Consider the following 20,628-nt stretch of genomic DNA (forward strand, 5'->3'; position numbering starts at 1 on the left):
AGCTATATTGCTGAAAAAAAGAAGTGGTGGATATTCCCTCATCCTCCCCATCCATATCTAACAGGTGAAACTGCTTTACTTTTAGGTCCATTTTTAGCAGGGTCTTTATGGATTAAAAAGTTCACATATGGCCATTTTGGGAAATATATGCTATTAAATGCCCTCGTAGATATATTTTTTGTTTATCCTTTTCATCGAATTATGAGGCGGGCAAATCTTTTTAAGATGGGCATGTTTAAAGAACACCATCTGCTAGGTATCTTTCTGCTGAAAGCTGTTTTAATGTATGGTTACCAATATTTTGTAGTAGAGAAGCAAAAATCTCAGCGTGCTTTGAAAAAAAACCTATAGAATAAAGGAGCAGGCAGGGAAGCGTGCTTTTTTTGCCTGCTATTTTAATGCCCCGGATGTCATTCCTGAAATGAAATGCTTTTGCAAAAACACGTACGCAATCAATAATGGAATAGAAGAAAGAACGACTGCTGAAAACAGCATAGGATAATTGGTTAGAAATTCCCCTTGAAAGTCCAATAGTGCAATAGGCAGCGTTTTTACTTCTTTAGATTTTAATAATAACAAAGGAAACAACAGATCATTCCACACAATTACAAACGAAAAAATCCCTACTGTAGCCATTGATGGTATTGAGAGTCGAAGAGCGATTTTTGAATATATTTTCCACTCTGACGCTCCGTCCATGCGAGCAGCTTCGAATAGTTCCTTGGGCAAAGTTTTCATAAACCCCGTTATAATAAATACACCGATGGGAAGCAAAAAACTTATGGAGACAATAATGACGCCTGTTAGCGTATTGACCAGTCCAAGCTTATTCATCAGCAAAAAGACAGGAATCATATTGACTTGAGTAGGGACAATCATTCCGCAAACAAAAAAGCCGTATACAATCCATCCAAGCTTTTGAGGTAGCTGAATAATAGCGTAAGCAATCATGCTTGAAAACCATAGAATAAAAAACGTGCTAAAGACGGTAACAATCACGCTGTTTTTAATATAGCCAAAGATGGGTTCATTGACGAGCAGCTGTTTGTAATTTTCAATATTCCAGCCTGCTGGTAATCCAATTGGGTTGCTGTAAAGTTCAGGCGTTGTTTTAAAGGTTGTTAATAAAACCAAGCTTAAGGGCAACAGAATGATTAAACCGTAAATCCCTAAAATCAGGTGTCTGAATGGGTTTTGTTTCATAAAAGAATCTCCTTTTACATTTTGGTCAGGCGAAGTGCGCGAAATTGAAGAAACGTTAAAAGAGCAATCACAATCATAAATACAACGGAAATGGCCGAGGCATAGCCGAAACGAAAATTAATAAAAGCTTCGTGATAAAGAAGTGTCGAAAGAATTTCAGTTGAGTTGGAGGGACCTCCATTTGTCATTGCAATGATTAAATCAAATGCTTTAAAACTTTGTATGGTCGTATAAGCCACCACCATTGTCGTAGCTGGAGCTAAAAGAGGCCACGTAATGCGCTTGAATTTTTGCCATCGTGTTGCTCCATCAATACTAGCAGCTTCATATAACTCAAGGGGAATAGCTTGAATTCCAGCTACAAAAATAATAAGCATTTGACCAGTATGTGCCCAAAATTGTACAAAAGCCAAGCTGTAAATTGCGATATGTCCATTTCCAATCCAAGACTGGGTCCAATGCTCAAGGCCTATTTTACTTAAAAATAGGTTAACTCCTCCGATGTTGGGGTCATACATAAAGTTCCACGTGAAGGCAATCGACACGGACGAAATAATCGTCGGTACAAAAAAGAGTGAGCGATAAAATGTATTCCACGCAGAATTTTTATAAAGTAAGAGTGCAAATCCCAAGCTCAATAACGTTTGAAAGATCAGCACGCCAATTGTGAACTTTAAGTTGTTTGTAAGAGACTGTGTAAAAATAGCATCGTTTGTTAAAATTTCTTTGAAGTTTTGAAGCCCTACAAATGAGAACTGAGAAGATAATCCATTCCAATCGGTTGTGCTTAAAAATAAAGCAGAAAGCGTTGGCAATGCAAAGAAAACAGTATATATGATAAAGCCGGGAAGTAAAAACAACCATAGATGTCGGCTTTTAGAGATACTTTTAAATGAAAAGAGAGGAAAAGAGAACGAAGGGGTTCTCTTTTCTTCTTCTTGAATAGACGTATTAGTTTTTAGCGACACGTTCTACCTCTCCTTGTGCTTTTTCAGCAGCTTTTTTCGCTGACATACCGGATAGTACGTCCTGTACAGATGTTTCAACAGCTTTTGATACGCGCTCATTTAAAATGGTAAATCGAGGTTGGAAGACCGTTTTTCTGTCTTTCCATTTTGCGCTTTCTTTGAGTTCTGGTGAATCATATTTCACGTCTTTGACCGTTAATAACTGGCCAGTAGCATTTGCATACTCAGAAGAAATCTTTGGATCTGCAAGGAAAGTTAAAAATTTCTTAGCAGCTTCTTTGTGTTTTGATTTTTCAGCAACACCTAATAAGAATGTTGTGGTATGAACACCTTCGTATTTTGCTTTATCTTCATCCACTGTAATCGGTGCAAGCAAACCTTGATCAATCTTTGGATTTTGCTGTTTGACTGTAGCCATCATATAAGAACCTTGAGCAAGCATTGCGCCTTTTTCCTGAGCAAAAAGTGCTGCAGCACTTTCTTTTTTCGTACCAAGAGCATCTTTTTGGAAGTAACCTTTGTCATTTAATTCTTTAATTTGAGATAGTGTTTTTATAAACCATTCATCAGTTAGCTTGCGTTTGCCCGTTTCTACTTCGTGAAGGGCGTTATTTGTAGGTTCGTTATTCATAATCATTGGATTAATAAATTGAGAAGGACTTACGTCTCCTGAAAATAAAATCGGCGTGTATCCATTTTTCTTTAATGTTTCAGATGTTTTTAAAAAGCTATTCCAGTCTTTAGGAACATCTAAATTTAGTTTTTCAAAAATGCCCTTGTTATAGACAGGGATGTTATAGACTAGCTGATAAGGAAGAGCATATTGCGTATGATCCGCTTTACCCGCTTGGATTAGCTTTTCGTCAAATTTGCTGAGTAAGTTTTGGTCGTCCAGCTTTGCAAAACCATTTGCTTTGCGAATCGTTTCAAATTGACTTCCTGGAAAACTAGCAAATACATCGATACCTTCTCCAGATAGTAGAGATCCTTGAATTTGTGACTGATATGAATCAGAAGGAAAGACGGTCATCTCTACATGAATATTTGGATTTTTCTTTTCAAATTGCTCAATGATAGAATCAAAGGCTTTCGTATCTTCTCCTCGCCAATGCGTAAAGTTAATGGTTACTTTTTTAGAAGAATCGCTGCTGTCGCCGCTTGTTGAACTGTTTTTACCGCAGCCCGCGATGATTACGGTGAGCATTGCTAACAAAATTAATAATTTTTTCATTTTAGTTCCCCCATTTATAGAATTCTTTTTAGATAGTTATTGGTCAATTTTGATACGATGGGTAGATGCTTGGTCAAAGAAATGAGCATGATTCATTTGAAAATGAAACGGAAAGTGCTGATGAACTTGAATATGTTCATCCCTAGAGATTTTAGCCACAAAGAGCTGGTCTCCTAAACTGCTGTATAGTATGTACTCTGCTCCTAATAATTCAGACACATCTACCGATAATGAAATATGAGGAGCATCAGAAGAGGCGCGCGTAATATGCTCGGGTCGAATTCCTACAGTAATGAATTGATTATTGTAGCCTTTTTTATGTAACGAATGTATTTGATTTTCTGTCAGTTGAAACTCATGTCCAGTGATGTGCAGTTTGCTGTTCACTACTTTTCCAGTGAAAAAGTTCATTCCCGGTGAGCCTATAAAACTGGCTACAAACGTATTCTCTGGAGCATTATATACTTGCATAGGTGAACCTATTTGCTGAATTTTTCCGTCTTTCATAACTACGATTCTGCTTGCCATCGTCATGGCTTCTGTTTGATCGTGGGTTACATAAATAATGGTTGTCTGCAGCCTCTGATGAAGCTTACTGATTTCAGCACGCATTTGTACGCGAAGCTTTGCATCAAGATTAGATAAAGGCTCATCCATTAAAAAAATTTGAGCATTCCGTACAATGGCTCTTCCTAAAGCCACCCGCTGACGCTGACCTCCTGATAATGCTTTTGGCTTGCGTTTTAAATAGGGTTCTAAGTCCAAAATACGAGCGGCTTCACGAACGCGCTCATCAATTTCTTGTTTTGGGAATTTGCGGAGCTGCAAGCCAAATGCCATGTTGTCGTAAACCGTTAAATGAGGGTAAAGTGCATAGTTTTGAAACACCATTGCAATATCTCGGTCCTTAGAAGGTAAATCGTTTGCACGATCTCCATTAATAAGCAATTCTCCTTCTGTTATCGATTCAAGGCCGGCGATCATTCGAAGGGTAGTGGATTTGCCGCACCCTGAAGGTCCTACAAATACAATAAATTCTTTGTCTTGAATATGAAGATTGAAATTATCAACTGCAAGACTATCTTTTCCGTATTTTTTATACACATGCTGTAACTGCAGTTCTGCCATTTTTGCTCCTTTCAGCAGGCTTTTAAAAAAAGAAAAGCCTCTAATTGCACAGACGGATTGTACGTGTATCTGGCAATTAGAGGCTATCGGTTGACCGGTAAGCCTGTAGTATGTAGTTTTGAGTGATTGAATCTGTAAGTAATTTTAAAATATATTATTCCTATATGTCAAGTGAGAATTTAAAAATTTTAATAAGTTCGATTATTTTCTTAAATGAAAGAATCCATTTATTAAGCCAGAGGTGCTGGTTTTGAGAATAAAATAAACAGCTGGTGTATAGAATGATAGTATTCACTTTTATAGTAAGCACTACAGAGAGAGGATGTTTATAAATGGATAGAAACACGCAGTTCACTATGATTCGTCAAGCGTTGGAAAACAGCTATCATTTAATGCAGCAGGGAATAGAAGTTAGCGGAGAGACGCTTACTCAGCTGGAACAAGCAAAAGCCGAGTATGAAGCGGCCTTTTTATTGTCTCAGTCCACGGACTCAAAATTCCGCTGTAATTAATTTTTTAATAGCACTTATTCCGTTTGCGTTCTATACACCAGCTTTTATATAAAAAGGTTCTGTCCTTAAAGGCAGAACCTTTTTTATGTTTAGCTCTTTTTATTGACATTTTAGATAAAGTAGTCAATAATTAAGTTTTGCTTACATGAGAAATTTACTAGATAAAAAGAAGTGAAGCTAATTTTTATTGATAGATATTTACATAAATAAAGGAGTCAGTATCGATGATGAGAGAGCGGTTGCCTTTTACAATTGAGCGGGATGAAAACTTTTTTGACAAATTAAATGAATGGATAGGTGATGTTTTTTATGATCATCTTCCGGACGCAGGGTTAGAACTTCGGGATGAACAAATTTTTATGGCTTTTCAAATCGAACGAGCTTTTAAAGAAAAAAATGTAATATTTGCAGAAGCAGGTGTAGGAACAGGGAAAACCATTGTGTATTTACTGTACGCTATTTGTTATGCGAGATATATTGGCAAGCCAGCTATTATTGCCTGTGCGGATGAAACATTAATTGAACAGTTAGTAAAAGCCGAAGGAGACATTGCCAAGCTCTCTGGTATTTTAGATATTAACATGGATGTTCGCCTAGCAAAATCTCAAGATCAGTATCTGTGTTTAAAGAAATTAGATGCTGTGACAGCACGAACAGATAATGAAAACATTGAAGAAATTTACGATACGCTTCCTGATTTTGTTCATGATCATAGCGGTATGCAATCGTTCTATCACTACGGAGACCGTAAAGAATATCCTCATTTAACGGATGAGGAATGGAATCAAATTAACTGGGATACGTTTCAAGACTGCTCTTCCTGTGAGCAGCGTCATAGATGTGGGTTAACGCTCTCACGTGAGCACTATAGAAAAGCACATGACTTAATTATTTGCTCTCACGATTTTTACATGGAGCACATTTGGACATATGAAGCCCGCAAGCGTGAAGGACAGCTTCCTCTTCTTCCTGAAAGCAGCTGTGTTGTATTTGATGAAGGTCATTTGCTGGAATTTGCTGCACAAAAAGCTTTAACATATCGCATTCAAGAAGATACATTAGAGAACTTATTAACGCGTCTATTAGAAAATGACGTGCGAGAAGAATTTGCTGTGAAGATCGAGCACGCAATCGATGTATATGCAATGTTCTTTGACCGTTTAAGTGAAGCAAGCACGGAAATCATTGGTTCTAGCCGTAAAGAAGTAGCCCGTACAAACGGATTACAAAGTGTAGGAAAAGAACTTTTATCGCTGCTTGAGCATATCGGAAACGAGCTTGTGTTTGAGAGTGAGACCTATACAGTAGACGAATATACGCTGCGAATTGTAGACGAGTACCTAGATCAAATTGATTATTCGCTGCGCTTATTTATGGACAACGAAAATGCCATCTACTGGGTGGAAGAAAACAACTGGCAGCTGACGTTGGTTATTATGCCGCAAGCAGTAAAAGACGTCTTAAAAGAACGAGTATTTGCGAAGAAAATACCGTATATTTTTACTTCTGCCACTCTTTCAGATAACCAGTCGTTCGATTATTTAGCATATAGCTTAGGAATTGCAAAGCCGCTTTCTTTTTCCGTTGAATCGCCATTTGATTATGATGAGCAAATGAAAATTGCGGTAAAAAATGTTTCGGATGATCAAGAAGAAGCGTTTGCTGAAAAATTCGCCTTTGCTGTTGCTCAGCTCGAAAAAACGAACGGACGAGCACTTTTATTGTTTAACAGCAAAGAAGAACTAGAGATGTTCAAAGAAGTTTCCAAAGAGTTAAATCAGTACACATTTTTATTTGAAGGTGATCAAGAGATCAGTAAATTAGTATCTCAGTTCCAAAGGGAAGAAGAAACGATTTTATGCGCTGTTCATTTGTGGGAAGGGTTGGATATTCCTGGACCTTCGCTATCTAATGTAATCATTTGGTCTCTGCCGTATCCGCCAAACGATCCGGTCTTTGAAGCAAAGCGCAATCAAGTAGTCGATCCATTTTGGGATGCAGATATGCCGTATATGCTTCTTCGCTTAAAGCAAGGAGTTGGAAGGCTGATTCGCTCTCATAACGATAAGGGTCTAATCACGATCTTTATGCCAAAAAGCACAGATTCAAAAGTGCGTTCAATCATTGAACAAAATGTTCCAACGAAAATAGAAAACGTATAAAAAAGCGCGGTGGCAGCCGCGCTTTTTTATACGTACAATAGATTGAATATTCAGTTATATACACACCGTTACTATTATGATAAAATAATTTATGGTGAAATAAGGAAAATAAGGAGGAAAAACAATGAGAGAAGACATACAGAAAATTGAGAAACAGTTTTATGAATACATGAATAAAATCAAAAGTTATCACGAGGCAATCGGAGTGATGTACTGGGATTTGAGGACGGGTGCTCCCAAAAAAGGGGCGGATCAGCGTTCTGAAGTTATTGGCATGATGTCATCAGAAGCGTTCAATCTTTCTGTTTCTGATGAAATGGCAGGTTTTATTGAGAAATTAACGGATCCTGAGTCACAGCCTTACATAAACGATATTACGAAAAAAGCAGTGGAAGAATGTAAAAAAGAATATGACTTAAATAAAAAGATTCCTCCGCATGAATATAAAGAATACGTTACATTAACTTCAAAAGCTGAGTCGGTTTGGGAAGACGCAAAAGAAAAAGCAGATTTTGCTTTATTTCAACCGTACCTCGAAAAAATTGTAGCGTTCAATCAGAAGTTTGTGGAGTATTGGGGGTATGAAGGAAACAAATATAACCGTTTATTGGGCCTTTTTGAACCGGGGATGACGGTTGAAATCTTAGACGAAGTATTTGGAAAGCTACGGGAGCATATTGTGCCTCTTGTTCAGCGAATCGCCGGGTCAAATACAAAGCCGAACACGGAATTTTTATTCCGTACTTTCCCAAAAGAAGAGCAAAAGCAATTTAGTCTAGACGTGTTAAAAACACTTGGCTATGATTTTGAAGCGGGGCGACTTGATGAAACAGTCCATCCTTTTGCTACTGGCTTAAATCCGGGAGATGTGCGCATCACAACTAAATATGCCGAAAACGATTTCCGAACGGCTATTTTTGGAACGATTCACGAATGCGGCCATGCTTTATATGAGCAGAATATTTCAAAGGATCTTGTTGGTACGGTTCTATGTGAAGGTACTTCAATGGGAATTCATGAATCACAGTCACTGTTTTTTGAGCAGTTTGTCGGGAAAAATAAAGCATTTTGGCAGCATCATTACGACGTACTAAAAAAGCATGCGCCGGAACAATTTGACGATGTAGGTTTAGAAGATTTTTACCGAGGAGTAAATGAAGCAAAACCGTCGCTTATTCGTATTGAAGCAGATGAGTTAACGTATCCTCTTCATATTATGATTCGTTACGAAATTGAAAAAGGATTAATAAACGGGGAGTATAAAGTTGAGGATTTACCGGAAATTTGGAATGAGAAATACGAAGAATATTTAGGGGTTCGTCCAAGTCACGATGGAGAAGGCGTGCTTCAGGACGTACACTGGGCCGGAGGAAGCTTCGGGTACTTCCCTTCCTATGCTCTGGGCTATATGTACGCAGCACAGTTTAAGCATACCATGTTAAAAGACTTGCCTAATTATGATGAACTATTGGAAAAAGGAGAAATTTCGCCGATTACAAAATGGTTAACAGAACATATTCATCAGTACGGAAAAATGAAAAAGCCTCTTGAAATTTTAAACGATGTAACGGGCGAAGGGTTAAATGTAGATTATTTAATTCAATATCTAGAAGAGAAATACGGACAGATTTATCACGTATAAAAAGTGCTATAAACGAATATTATGTTTTATATCACAGGTAAATGTTCGAAAATATCGTTTTTAGATATTTTCAAATAAAAGATTTGCTGATATAATACAATTAACTCAATAACGCACTCATATAATGACGAGAATAAGGCTCGTAAGTATCTACCAAACTACCGTAAATAGTTTGACTATGGGTGAGCGATGAAGTTTGTTTTTCACATTTGTGCGTAAAAGCTCAAAAACATTGCTCTACTCATATACGAGTGCAGCTATGTTTTTGAGCTTTTTTTAATACAAACGTTGGAGGAACAAACTATGAAAGCTTTGCAAAACAAAATTTTAACAGATGGTATCGTATTATCGGACACGGTTTTAAAAGTAGACACATTTTTAAACCACCAAATGGATCCTGTACTGATGAAAGAAATTGGAGAAGAATTTGCTTCGCGCTTTGAAAATGCAGGAATTACGAAGATTTTAACGATTGAATCATCAGGAATTGCTCCAGCGATTATGACCGCATTGAAGCTAAACGTTGAGATGGTGTTTGCTAGAAAAAGAAAATCTTTAACACTTCAAGACGGACTTATTACATCAAAAGTATATTCATTTACAAAAAAAGAAGAAAATGAAATTTCAGTTGCTGATAAATTTATTGGAGAAGATGACGTGATTTTAATTATTGATGACTTTTTAGCAAACGGCCAAGCAGCATTCGGCTTGATGGATATCGTGCAAAAAGCAGGTGCTAAAGTAGGCGGCATTGGTATTGTTATTGAAAAAGCGTTCCAAGATGGAGGGAAACAAATTCGTAAATCAGGCGTTAAAGTAGAATCATTAGCGCGCATTCAGTCTTTATCAAATGGTAAAGTTACATTTGTTGAAGATAAACCAACAGTGGAGGTTTAATATGAATAAAGGAAAAGTCTTTTCACTTGGTTTACAGCATGTTTTAGCTATGTACGGAGGTGCGATTGTTGTTCCGCTTATTGTTGGAGGAGCCATTGGCTTGACTCAACAGCAGCTTACGTATTTAGTGGCGATTGACTTATTTATGTGCGGTGTGGCAACGCTACTGCAAGTATGGAAAAATCGTTTTTTTGGAATTGGTCTTCCAGTTGTATTAGGGTGTACGTTTACTGCCGTAGGACCTATGATTTCAATTGGAGGTTCTTACGGCGTTTCCTCCATATATGGTTCTATTATCGTCGCTGGTTTACTCATTGTCCTTCTTTCTGCTTTTCTAGGTAAATTGGTTAAGTTTTTCCCTCCTTTAGTTACGGGTTCGGTTGTAACGATTATTGGAATTACGTTAATTCCTGTGGCGATTAAAGATTTAGCCGGAGGAGAAGGAAGTAAAGATTTTGGCAGCTTGAGCAATTTAGGTTTAGGTTTTGGGGTTTTGCTATTAATTATTGTTCTGTATCGATTTACAAAAGGATTTATGCGCTCTGTCTCTGTGTTATTAGGATTAGTTGTTGGAACAATTGCAGCGTCTTTTATGGGGAAAGTCGATTTTTCCGGCGTAAAAGAAGAAGCGTGGGTTCATATGCCGCATGTGTTTTACTTTGGGATGCCAACGTTTAACATTATGGCCATTCTGACAATGTTCCTTGTTTTACTTGTTGGCATTGTCGAGTCAACAGGCGTTTATTTTGCCGTTAGTGATATTTGTAAAAAAGAAGTGGATGAAAAAGATTTATCTAAAGGCTATCGGGCAGAAGGATTGGCGATTTTATTAGGCGGATTTTTTAACGCATTTCCTTATACAGCGTATTCTCAAAATGTAGGACTTTTACAATTGTCAGGTGTTCGCACAAGAAATGTTGTATTTGCAGCGAGTGGAATTTTAATCGTTTTGGGTTTTCTACCTAAAATCGCAGCCGTGACGACAGTTATCCCGAGCTCTGTCCTTGGTGGAGCAATGGTAGCTATGTTTGGAATGGTAATCTCTTCAGGTATTAAAATCCTTAGTCAAGTTGATTTAGCAAAACAAGAAAACCTTCTTGTGATTGCATGTTCGGTTGGCATGGGCCTAGGGGTGACAGTTGTACCTGAACTCTTCAAAAACTTACCAGAGAGTCTTCAAGTTCTTACTGGAAGCGGTATTGTAATGGGGAGTTTTACAGCAATCTTTTTAAATATTGTCTTTAATATGATGAAATCACCACGTACGCAAGTTGTGGAAAAAAAATTAGCAAATGAAGTAATATCGAAATAAAAAGAGGCTGGCACAAAAGTATTTTAGTGGAAGAAGATCCGAACGATTAATCGTTCGGATCTTTTCATTGTCTAGGGAACATAGCGTTAAATTATTTAGTTATTTCTTATTGTTGATTGGAGGGCAAGACGAAGACTCCTGCGGGAAAAGCGGTATAGGTGAGACTCTGCAGGATCGTAAGCGACAAGGAGGCTCACCGGCCACCCGCGAAAAGCGGAGCCTTGCACGGAAATCAACAGCTGTAATAAGCGGTCCATAGTAGAACATTTGTCCAATTTGTTCATCTTTCTTATTAAGATCGTGTTTTGAAAAACAGTGTATAAAGCATTTTCCCCACGTCAGGGTTTTTTGCCACTAATGAAATTTCTCTTTTGAATTTGAAGTCTGTAATGGGTAAAGCTTTAATGTTTGAGCTTTGTAAATGGCTCATGAAAATTTCAGGGAGAATTGAAATACCTAAATTAGCTGAAATAAATCCCATAATACTTTGAGCAAATTCAATTTCATTGGCAATGGGGATTTTTAAGTTATGACGATTGTACGCTTTTTCTACTAGTGTCCGAACATCGCACCCTGGGGGAAGAGCTACGATGGGTTCTTCTTTGAAATCTTCAAATGATACGTTTTCTTTTTCAGCTAACGGGTGCTGATCATTCACAAATAAATAAAAGTCTTCTTTGAATAATAGTTTTGACCAGTAAGTATGTTGAACCTCTCGATCATCAAATAAAGCCCCGTCAATTTTATTACTTTCTAACTGCTCTAACAAATCATAATAGTGATGCGAGGTTTTTATATCAATATGGCGATTGTGGTCTTTAGCAGAAGCCAGTTGATAAGGTAAGTAAAAAGCAGCCATACTTTGCCACGTTCCGATAGTTAAATCACAAGCTTCTTGCGTAGACACTAATTTTTTTTGAAGAGCATGAACGCTTGATAGTATGGATTCACCTTCTTGTAAAAGAATTTCACCCGCTGAGGTTAATTCTACTCCTGTAGCGGAGCGAATAAATAATGTTACTCCTAAATCTTCTTCTAGTTTTCTCATTTGCTTACTAAGTGCAGGCTGCGTCATATGCAGCTGTTCGCTTGCTTTGCTTAAGCTTTTTGTTTTGGCTGTTTCAATAAAAGACTCAAGCCATTCTGTTTTCATATTTATCACCTATAACCTTTTGTTATACCCATAGTATAGAAGGGAAGTTCTCATAAATCAACGAAGATGCTAGTGTATATAGTGTAGTTAACACAGCACAAAGAAATTCACACAACTAGGAGGATGAACGATGTATCCAAACAAACTTTATATTAACGGTGAATGGACAACAATAGAAGAGAAAATTGATGTGATTAATCCAGCAACAAAAGAAGTTATAGGACAAATTCCAAAGGCAGGCGCAAAGGAAGCAGCTTCTGCAGCTGATGCAGCTGCGACAGCTTTTAAAACATGGTCGAAAAGAACCGCTCAAGAGCGCAGTGCTATTTTAATGAGATGGCATCAACTAATTGAAAATCATAAAGATGAACTAGCAGAAATTATGACAACTGAACAAGGAAAACCATTTGCAGAAGCAAAAGGTGAAATTCAGTATGGCAATGATTATATTGCTTGGTTTGCTGAAGAAGGAAAGCGTGTATATGGTGAAACGATTCCAGCTCATCATACGCATAAACGGATCACGGTTAAAAAACAGCCCGTTGGTGTTGTAGCAGCTATTACACCATGGAACTTCCCGGCAGCCATGATTACGCGTAAAGTGGCCCCAGCCCTTGCAGCAGGATGTACAATTGTTTTAAAACCATCTGAAGAAACACCATTTACAGCATTTCGTTTAGTAGAGCTCGCAGAAGAAGCTGGCGTTCCAAAAGGTGTGATCAATGTTGTTACTGGAGATGCAGCAGCTATTGGCGACACATGGCAAAAAGACGGACGTATCCGAAAATTAACATTTACTGGTTCAACAGCGGTTGGTAAACATTTAATGCGCGGTGCTGCTGATACTGTGAAAAAATTATCGCTGGAATTAGGCGGTCACGCACCGTTTATCGTAACAGAAAATGCAGATTTAGATGCTGCTGTAAACGGCGTAATTGCTTCTAAGTTTGTCAACGCAGGTCAAACATGTATCTGCACAAACCGCGTATATGTACAAGAATCCATTGCAGATGCTTTCGTTGAAAAATTTGCAGCAAAAGCGGCGGAATTAACAGTAGGAAATGGATTAGAAGAAGGCACACAAGTTGGGCCGTTAATTAACGACAAAGCGGTTGAGAAAGTAAAAGCACAAATTGCGGATGCAAAAAATAAAGGAGCTAAAGTTGTAGTTGGCGGACAAGCTATAACAACTAAAAACGGTTTCTTTATGGAGCCGACAATTATTACAAATGTAACTGATGACATGAATTGCATGTTTGAAGAAACGTTTGGACCATTGGCACCTGTAGCAACATTAAAAACAGTAGAAGAAGCCGTAGAACGAGCAAACAATAGCCCTTATGGTTTAGCGGCTTACGTATTTACAGAAAACATTAAAGAAGCAACGTTTGTATCTGAAGAATTAGAATACGGCATTGTAGGAGTAAATGATGGCTCTCCATCTGCAGCTCAAGCTCCATTCGGCGGCTTTAAAGAAAGTGGTCTTGGACGTGAAGGAAGTCATTACGGTATTGAAGATTATTTAGAAGTAAAATATATCTCAATGGGACTTTAATAAAAAGTAGGACAAAAATATTTTAGTGGAAGTGAAATACGAACTAGCAACTAATAATCAAAATTATTGGTTGCTAGTTCGTATTTTTTTGTTGTTAAGATCGACGTCGCTTTCATGTGTTTCGTTGCTTCTAGCTCATTAATCCCATTAGTTCGTCTTTAGGTTGGATTGATTTCGTTGTGTCCCAGCCTCTTTTTTATGTACTTTTGTAAAGAAAATTTGAAATAATAGTTCTTTAACGCAATTAATTGCATTTCTAGGGTGTCTGTGCAAGAATAAATACTTCAAAAATGGTTTAGCTTTGTTTAAAGCGTGGGTAATACAACAAATGCACATGATTGCTTGTTAGATGAAATGAAAAGCAGAACTTTACCACTGATAAATTACGCAAGCTAGAACCAAAATAGTAGTACTGAATGGTGAAAAATATAGGAGTTGATATAGATGATTACAGCAGAGAAAAACATAGTGAAATTTAAAGCGAAAGACGGACGTGAAGTCACCATACGCCCTGCACAAGCAAGTGATGCAGAGCATATTACAACAGCGGTAAGAGAAATTATTGAGGCTGGAGAATTTATTCAAAAAGATGAGCCGCGCACAGTCCAAGAAGAGCAAGATTTTATTGCATCAGTAGAAAAGAACAATCACATGTACGTTGTAGCTGAAGTCGAGGGTGAAGTGCTTGGAATTGCACGTGTTCTTAGAGGAGAAATTAACATGAAGCGCCACACGGGGCTCTTCCGTACATGGCTTATTTCAAAAGCACAGGGAATGGGGATAGGAAAACAATTTATGAATTATACGTTAAACTGGTGCAAAGAAAATAATCTTCATAAACTTTCTTTAACTGTGTTTGCTTCTAATAAAGTGGCATACGAATTGTATAAAAAAGTAGGTTTTGAACAAGAAGGCGTTATGAAAGAACAAGCTTATTTCAACAATGAATATGTAGATGAAATCTACATGTCCATTTTCTTTTCATAAAAAATAAGCACTTATTTTCGTCAATCCATAAATTGTATCTGTACATTCAGATTATTTGCGCTATAATAAAAGTGCACAACAAACATACACTTCTTCAAAACGTAGACTTTCCTGAGTTACAGGAAAGTTTTTTTGTGTTTCGCCTCTATTCCACTAAAAAAGAATTGAATAAATCCCCAGCTATTACAAATGTTAAATGTAACGCAATCAAAGAGGTGAAGTGTATGCCAAAGATTATCTCAGTTGGATTTGGAGTCCCCCCCTATGAATTAACTCAGCAAGACACGCTGCTATTTGCAAAAGAACTTTTTTCCGAATCGTTTAAAGATATTAATCGTCTGCTAACCGTTTTTCAAAATGGTCAAATTGAGAAACGTAATTTTGCCAAAGACTTATCTTGGTTTCAAGAAGATCATACATTTGAAGAAAAAAATGATGCTTTTATAGAATCTGCTGTTGAATTAGGTACAAAAGCAATTGAAGACTGTTTAACAAATAAGAACTATGTAAGTACCCCTTTGCCATGTGGAGAAATTGAGGCTATTTTTTATGTTTCAACAAGCGGTTTAGCTACGCCTAGCATTGAAGCGCGAATTATGAATAAGCTTGCGTTTTCAGACCATACAAAAAGAATTCCTATTTGGGGATTAGGGTGTGCTGGAGGAGCGTCTGGGCTTTCAAGAGCTTATGAGTATTGCAAAGCCTTTCCACGTGCTAAAGTCCTTGTTTTATCCATTGAGCTGTGCAGCTTAACTTTTCAGCGAAATGATCGTTCAAAAAGCAACTTAATCGGTACATCTTTATTTGCAGATGGAGTAGCGGCTGCTTTAGTCGCAGGTGACGAAGCAGATACTACTTTTGCGCTTGCAAAAAGCTATCCTTACATTTTACATACGCAATCCACGCTCATGCCTAATTCAGAAGATGTAATGGGATGGGAGATTAAAAATGATGGACTATTTGTTGTCTTTTCAAAAGATATTCCCACGATTATCGATTCGTGGTTAGGCGGAGAAGTTGAGTCATTTTTACAAACACAGCATTTGACCAGTAGGAATTTAAAGCATTTTGTTGCTCATCCTGGAGGGAAAAAAGTGCTTGAAGCATATGTATCAACGCTGTCGCTAAACGAAAATATGATTGCTGATTCCCTAGATGTACTTAAAAACCATGGAAACATGTCTTCGGCAACCGTTTTGTATGTATTGGACCGCTTTATGAAAAAAGAAATTTCGAGTAAAGAATACGGTTTATTAACAGCCCTTGGCCCTGGATTTAGTTCTGAAATGCTTCTATTAGAGTGGAGGTAAAGTGATTGTTTTTTTATAGCTTTTTTGTATTTATTATCTTACAGCGTCTATGTGAATTGGCTATTGCCAAAAGAAATGAAGCTTGGATGAAGAAGCAGGGAGCATATGAAGCTGGTCAAAGTCACTACAAATGGATGGTAAGCATGCACGCCGCTTTTTTTGCTGCTCTTTTTACGGAAGTGTATGTGTTAAACGATGGAATGTATCACCTTTCTTTTTTGTTGTTTAGCTTTTTTGCGCTTGTGCAACTTGCAAGAATATGGGCTATTTCTTCGTTAGGAAAGTATTGGAATACAAAAATTATCGTCTTGCCTAATGCGAAGGTTGTGCTAAGAGGTCCTTATCGTTTTATGAAGCACCCTAACTATACAGTAGTAGCGGCAGAATTGGTGTTAGTTCCGCTTATGTTTCAGGCATACTGGACGTTAGCTATCTTTTCTGTTTTCAATTTGTGCATATTAGCCGTCAGAATTCCCTTAGAAGAGCAAGCGTTAACGAATGAAACAAATTACGGCGAAGTCATGCAAAACAGGGGACGTTTCTTTCCTGTAAAAAAATCTTAAAACTAATTGAAAATGATTATCTTTCATGATAAGATAAAACAAATGATAAAGATTATCAATTTCATCAAGTAGAAACGGTGGTGGACGTAATGGTTAGTCTTTTTGTGATCGGAGCACTTGCTACATATGTTGGCGTCACAACGTATGTAATGAAAAATATTGAAAAAGCCCAAAAGGCGTAACATACATGCGATGAATAAAAAGTACGATGCAAAGCTGTCAAATTATTGACAGCTTTTTTTATTGTTTTTGTAACTAAAAATTCAGTTTCTTATGGGAAAACGCATGGGAATCAAGTAAAATAGAGAAAGAATAAGCAGAAATAAAGATGGATAGAGAACATTTAAATACAGTCTTGAATGAGGCAAAAGGGGTAGAGTAATAATGGGTAAAGTGAGTGTGAAACATCAAGAAAATCTCCGTTTGGAAGCATCTCTTTTTCATTTACATAAGCAATTTCAAGCAGCTGGAGATGAACAGCAGGCAGCAAAAGCAATACAGCTGTTAAAAAAGTGGGTGAACGGCGAATTTGTTGTAGCATTTTGCGGACATTTTTCGGCTGGGAAATCGAGCATGATTAACGAATTAATGGGGCAAGCCATTTTGCCTGCAAGTCCTATTCCAACAAGCGCAAACTTAGTATCAGTAAAAGCTGGGGATGAGCATGCAACCGTTTATTACCGCAAGCAGCCGCCGGTGCGTTATGAAGCGCCTTATGAGTATGAGCAAATTAAGCAGTTTGCTGTCGATGGAGATGAAGTAGAGTCCATTCATTTATCGATAGATACAGATGCTATTCCTAAAAATGTTGTGGTGATGGACACACCGGGAATTGATTCAACAGATGATGCGCATCGTGTATCAACCGAGTCAGCTCTTCACTTAGCGGACGTTATTTTCTACGTGATGGATTATAATCATGTGCAGGCAGAATTAAATCTTCAATTTGCAAAACAGCTGCAAGAAGCTAATAAAACGCTTTATTTAATTGTAAATCAAATCGATAAACATCAAGAAGATCAGCTAACATTTCAAGCATTTAAAGAATCTGTAGAAACGTCATTTTTAAAGTGGAATGTGAGACCAGAAGGAATCTTCTATACGTCGTTAAAAGAGCCAGCCAACCGTCATAATGACCTTTCGTATGTAAAATCTCTATTACTTGCTATGATGACGGAAAAAGAAAACCGCCATCAGCATATTCAACATGCGATGCAAATGTTAATTGACGATCACCTTACCTTTATTGAAGACCAAGAAGAAGAAAAGTTAACGATTCATGACGAGCTGCGCCATAAGCTGACGCTTGAGAACCATGAAATGAATCAGCAGCAAAAAGAGCAGCTTCTCGAAAAAGAAGCTGAAATGAGGCGTGCTGAAAAGCAGCTAGCAGAAACGTACCAACAAGAAACAGGTAGAATACTAAGCAACGCCAATTTAACACCATATGAAATGAGAGAAAAAGCTAGGCTGTTTTTAGAAACGACAAAGCCTGATTTTAAAGTAGGTCTTTTATTTGCTAAGAAAAAGACCGAGGAAGTAAAAAAAGAGCGGCTGACGTTATTTTTTGATGATATGAAAGAACGAACAGCTTCTCAGCTGCAGTGGCACTTGCAGCAATATGTACAAGAGCTGGTGAAAAATCAAAATCTTACCGACCCGGATCTTATACGCCAGGTTCAGCAGTTTGAAATCCCGTTAGAACCGCATGATTTAATTGAAACGGTAAAGGCAGGGGCTACGATTAATGGTGATTATGTTTTAACGTACGCAAAAGATGTGGCCGATCACATTAAGAAAAAAGCCACGCGATTATTATACGAGCTCTATGCGCAAATCGAACAGAGCAAAATCGAGCAAGATGAAGTAAAGCGTGAGAACATTTCTCAACATTTGCAGGAATGTGAGGCATTCGAAGAAGCGTATACATCCTTTCAGGAAATGAAAGCAAAATTGGCACGTACAAAAGCGTTGCTTCAATCTTTACAGCAAACTGATGACGACCTAACGGCAGAAGATACAAACGAGTTGTCATATATGTTACAAGAAGAATATGAAACGGGCATCATGAAAGCTGAAGAAAAGCAGGAAGCTGCGAATGAGCAGCAGTTAGTTTCACAGCCTGAGGAAGCTGTGCATGAAACAGGCACAGAAAAGATTCTTCAAGATATATCAGCTGTTCTCGAACAGCTCCGTTCATTTGGAAAGTTAGACCGCTTTATTAACAGGCTTCAAGAAAAACGTAAAAAGCTATCCAATCAAACGTTTACCGTAGCTTTATTCGGAGCATTCAGTGCCGGCAAGTCATCTTTCGCTAATGCGTTGATTGGAGAAAGATTACTTCCTGTATCTCCAAACCCAACAACAGCAACCATCAATAAAATTATGCCTCCAACAGAAAAACGGCCGCATAAAACAGCTGTTGTGCAAATGAAAACAAACGAGCAGATGATCCAAGATTTAAATGGTGCACTTAAGCTGTTTCATCATGAAGTAGAATCAATTGACGAAGCGCTAACGATTATTCCAACCCTGCAGGCAACAGAAGAGCTGCAGCTGCATTTGTCTTTTTTACAGGCAGTAGAAAAAGGCTACGGCGAAGTCAAGCAGCATATCGGTTCAGAAGTAGTAGTGGATACAGAAGGATTTCATGATTATGTAGCCAAGGAAGAAAAAGCGTGTTTTGTTCAATTTATTAACCTGTATTATGACTGTGAATTTACTCGTTTAGGCATTACGCTTGTTGATACACCTGGAGCTGATTCAATCAATGCGAGACATACGGGAGTAGCGTTTGAGTATATCAAAAATGCAGATGCCATTTTATTTGTAACGTATTATAATCATGCGTTTTCAAAAGCTGACCGAGAATTTCTTATTCAGCTTGGCCGTGTAAAAGATGTATTTGCGCTTGATAAAATGTTTTTCTTAGTAAACGCAGCGGACCTAGCCAGCTCGGATACGGAGCTGCAGTTAGTTCAGACGTACGTAAAAGAGCAGCTTGAACAGTATGGTATACGCTTTCCGCGCTTATATCCAGTATCAAGCCTGAAGGCTTTGCAAAACCACGAGGATAAAATGTTTTTGCCATTTAAAAATGCGTTTTACCGCTTCATAAATTATGAATTACCAGAGCTTGCTATCCAAAGTGTCTATGCAGATTTCGAACAAATTTTAGCAGTTGCTAATGAAATGAAACAGGTACAAACAAAATCAGAAGTGGATAAAAAGCGATACATTCAATCTCTTCACATAAAAAATGAGCAGGTAGCAGCAAAACTGCATGAAATTCATTTTGAATATGAACAGCAGCAGTTTGACCGAGAATTAGAAGAGCTCCTATTTTATGTAAAAAAACGTCTGTTTGTGAGGTACGATGACTTCTTTAAAGAAGCATTCAGTCCGGCAAACTTAAGGGACGATCGAGGTGAAAAGCAAAAGCAGCTGCGCCTGTGTTTGCAGGAGTTGTTAACGTCTATTTCCTTCGACGCAACTCAAGAAGTGCGTGCGACCACTTTGCGAATCGAAAAATACATCGTAAAATTAATCGAAGACTGGCATCGAATGATCATTACAAAGCTACAGCGCTATGAAGCGACGTTTACTCCAACGTTGAACGCGTTAGAGCCTCCAAATGGCAGTGAAGTTGTGACAAGTCATCAATTTGATGAGAATGAATCTTATCAAAAAGAGCTTTCACTGTATAAAAACAATAAAAGCTTTTTTGAAAAAAATGAGAAAACAAAGCTTCACGCTGCTTTATTAGAACGTATTAAGCCGGATGTTAATCACTACATTGCGAAGGAAGAAGCCGCTCTTCATTCACACTATACCCATTTAGTGAATCAGTACGTTTTAGCGCATAAACAGTCTGTATCTGAAGAATGGTATGATTATTACAAACAGCTGCAAGCGGCCGTGTCTGAAGAATTTCCAATTCAAGAATTGGTAAGTACAATGACAGTGCTAGAACACGTATTGGAGGAAAGAAAGGGTCATTAATTT

General features: G+C 37.8%; 16 protein-coding genes and 1 riboswitch. Of the genes, 11 read left to right on the forward strand and 5 right to left on the reverse strand.

The window, feature by feature from the left end; translation table 11 throughout:
* Positions 1 to 390: 390 nt before the first annotated feature.
* Genes ACOZIR_RS16505 through ACOZIR_RS16520 form a run of 4 tightly spaced genes read right to left on the reverse strand, consistent with a single transcriptional unit; the run spans position 391 to position 4,530 of the window.
* Complete coding sequence (locus ACOZIR_RS16505; RefSeq protein ID WP_033578442.1) at positions 391 to 1,203, reverse strand: carbohydrate ABC transporter permease; 813 nt, start codon at positions 1,201 to 1,203, stop codon at positions 391 to 393.
* Positions 1,204 to 1,217: 14 nt separating this feature from the next.
* A complete protein-coding gene (locus ACOZIR_RS16510) occupies positions 1,218 to 2,171 on the reverse strand; it encodes a sugar ABC transporter permease (protein WP_328119989.1) in 954 nt (317 codons plus the stop codon).
* Entirely contained in the window at positions 2,155 to 3,402 is a 1,248-nt protein-coding gene (locus ACOZIR_RS16515) for an ABC transporter substrate-binding protein (protein WP_045293868.1), read from the reverse strand. Before ACOZIR_RS16515 ends, ACOZIR_RS16510 begins: the two co-directional genes overlap by 17 nt.
* Before the next feature lie 36 nt (positions 3,403 to 3,438).
* The gene (locus tag ACOZIR_RS16520) at positions 3,439 to 4,530 is read right to left on the reverse strand and encodes a sn-glycerol-3-phosphate ABC transporter ATP-binding protein UgpC (protein ID WP_328119991.1); all 1,092 of its coding nucleotides are present in this window, start codon (positions 4,528 to 4,530) and stop codon (positions 3,439 to 3,441) included.
* A 332-nt stretch (positions 4,531 to 4,862) separates the two neighbouring features.
* Here ACOZIR_RS16520 and ACOZIR_RS16525 point away from each other — a divergent pair, with 332 nt between their 5' ends.
* The 6 genes from ACOZIR_RS16525 to ACOZIR_RS16550 all read left to right on the forward strand — a co-directional run bounded on the left by ACOZIR_RS16525 (position 4,863) and on the right by ACOZIR_RS16550 (position 11,314).
* Positions 4,863 to 5,042, forward strand: coding sequence for a hypothetical protein (locus ACOZIR_RS16525; RefSeq protein ID WP_013056154.1), 180 nt, complete (start codon positions 4,863 to 4,865; stop codon positions 5,040 to 5,042).
* 224 nt (positions 5,043 to 5,266) lie between these two features.
* Positions 5,267 to 7,204 carry an ATP-dependent DNA helicase gene (locus tag ACOZIR_RS16530; protein ID WP_071276080.1) on the forward strand — a complete coding sequence of 646 codons (1,938 nt, stop codon included), beginning with the start codon at positions 5,267 to 5,269 and terminating at the stop codon, positions 7,202 to 7,204.
* A gap of 124 nt (positions 7,205 to 7,328) precedes the next feature.
* On the forward strand, positions 7,329 to 8,846 hold the full coding sequence (locus ACOZIR_RS16535; protein ID WP_328119992.1) for a carboxypeptidase M32: 1,518 nt from the start codon (positions 7,329 to 7,331) through the stop codon (positions 8,844 to 8,846).
* A 97-nt stretch (positions 8,847 to 8,943) separates the two neighbouring features.
* A riboswitch (purine riboswitch) is annotated at positions 8,944 to 9,045 on the forward strand.
* Positions 9,046 to 9,149: 104 nt separating this feature from the next.
* Positions 9,150 to 9,743 (forward strand): xanthine phosphoribosyltransferase, encoded by a 594-nt coding sequence (locus ACOZIR_RS16540; RefSeq protein WP_045294328.1) that lies wholly within the window; start codon positions 9,150 to 9,152, stop codon positions 9,741 to 9,743.
* A 1-nt stretch (position 9,744) separates the two neighbouring features.
* Positions 9,745 to 11,055: a nucleobase:cation symporter-2 family protein gene (locus tag ACOZIR_RS16545; RefSeq protein WP_328119993.1), complete on the forward strand. Its 1,311-nt coding sequence runs from the start codon at positions 9,745 to 9,747 to the stop codon at positions 11,053 to 11,055.
* A 67-nt stretch (positions 11,056 to 11,122) separates the two neighbouring features.
* Complete coding sequence (locus tag ACOZIR_RS16550; protein WP_328120077.1) at positions 11,123 to 11,314, forward strand: hypothetical protein; 192 nt, start codon at positions 11,123 to 11,125, stop codon at positions 11,312 to 11,314.
* Between the two features lie 33 nt (positions 11,315 to 11,347).
* On the opposite strand, the gene ACOZIR_RS16555 is transcribed toward ACOZIR_RS16550, so the two are convergent.
* Positions 11,348 to 12,208, reverse strand: a complete 861-nt coding sequence (locus tag ACOZIR_RS16555; RefSeq protein WP_328119994.1) for a LysR family transcriptional regulator — start codon at positions 12,206 to 12,208, stop codon at positions 11,348 to 11,350.
* A gap of 130 nt (positions 12,209 to 12,338) precedes the next feature.
* Here ACOZIR_RS16555 and ACOZIR_RS16560 point away from each other — a divergent pair, with 130 nt between their 5' ends.
* The 5 genes from ACOZIR_RS16560 (at position 12,339) to ACOZIR_RS16580 (ending at position 20,625) form a co-directional block, all read left to right on the forward strand.
* A complete protein-coding gene (locus ACOZIR_RS16560) occupies positions 12,339 to 13,763 on the forward strand; it encodes an NAD-dependent succinate-semialdehyde dehydrogenase (RefSeq protein WP_421535713.1) in 1,425 nt (474 codons plus the stop codon).
* A 444-nt stretch (positions 13,764 to 14,207) separates the two neighbouring features.
* Positions 14,208 to 14,750 (forward strand): GNAT family N-acetyltransferase, encoded by a 543-nt coding sequence (locus tag ACOZIR_RS16565; protein ID WP_045294336.1) that lies wholly within the window; start codon positions 14,208 to 14,210, stop codon positions 14,748 to 14,750.
* Positions 14,751 to 14,974: 224 nt separating this feature from the next.
* Positions 14,975 to 16,060: a type III polyketide synthase gene (locus ACOZIR_RS16570; RefSeq protein ID WP_328119996.1), complete on the forward strand. Its 1,086-nt coding sequence runs from the start codon at positions 14,975 to 14,977 to the stop codon at positions 16,058 to 16,060.
* Positions 16,061 to 16,065: 5 nt separating this feature from the next.
* Entirely contained in the window at positions 16,066 to 16,623 is a 558-nt protein-coding gene (locus tag ACOZIR_RS16575; RefSeq protein ID WP_328119997.1) for an isoprenylcysteine carboxyl methyltransferase family protein, read from the forward strand.
* 384 nt (positions 16,624 to 17,007) lie between these two features.
* Positions 17,008 to 20,625 carry a dynamin family protein gene (locus ACOZIR_RS16580; RefSeq protein WP_045294340.1) on the forward strand — a complete coding sequence of 1,206 codons (3,618 nt, stop codon included), beginning with the start codon at positions 17,008 to 17,010 and terminating at the stop codon, positions 20,623 to 20,625.
* Positions 20,626 to 20,628 lie beyond the last annotated feature (3 nt).

Origin of the sequence: Priestia sp. D3YE.R1, from assembly GCF_049199565.1 — a bacterium.
Lineage (GTDB): Bacteria > Bacillota > Bacilli > Bacillales > Bacillaceae_H > Priestia > Priestia aryabhattai.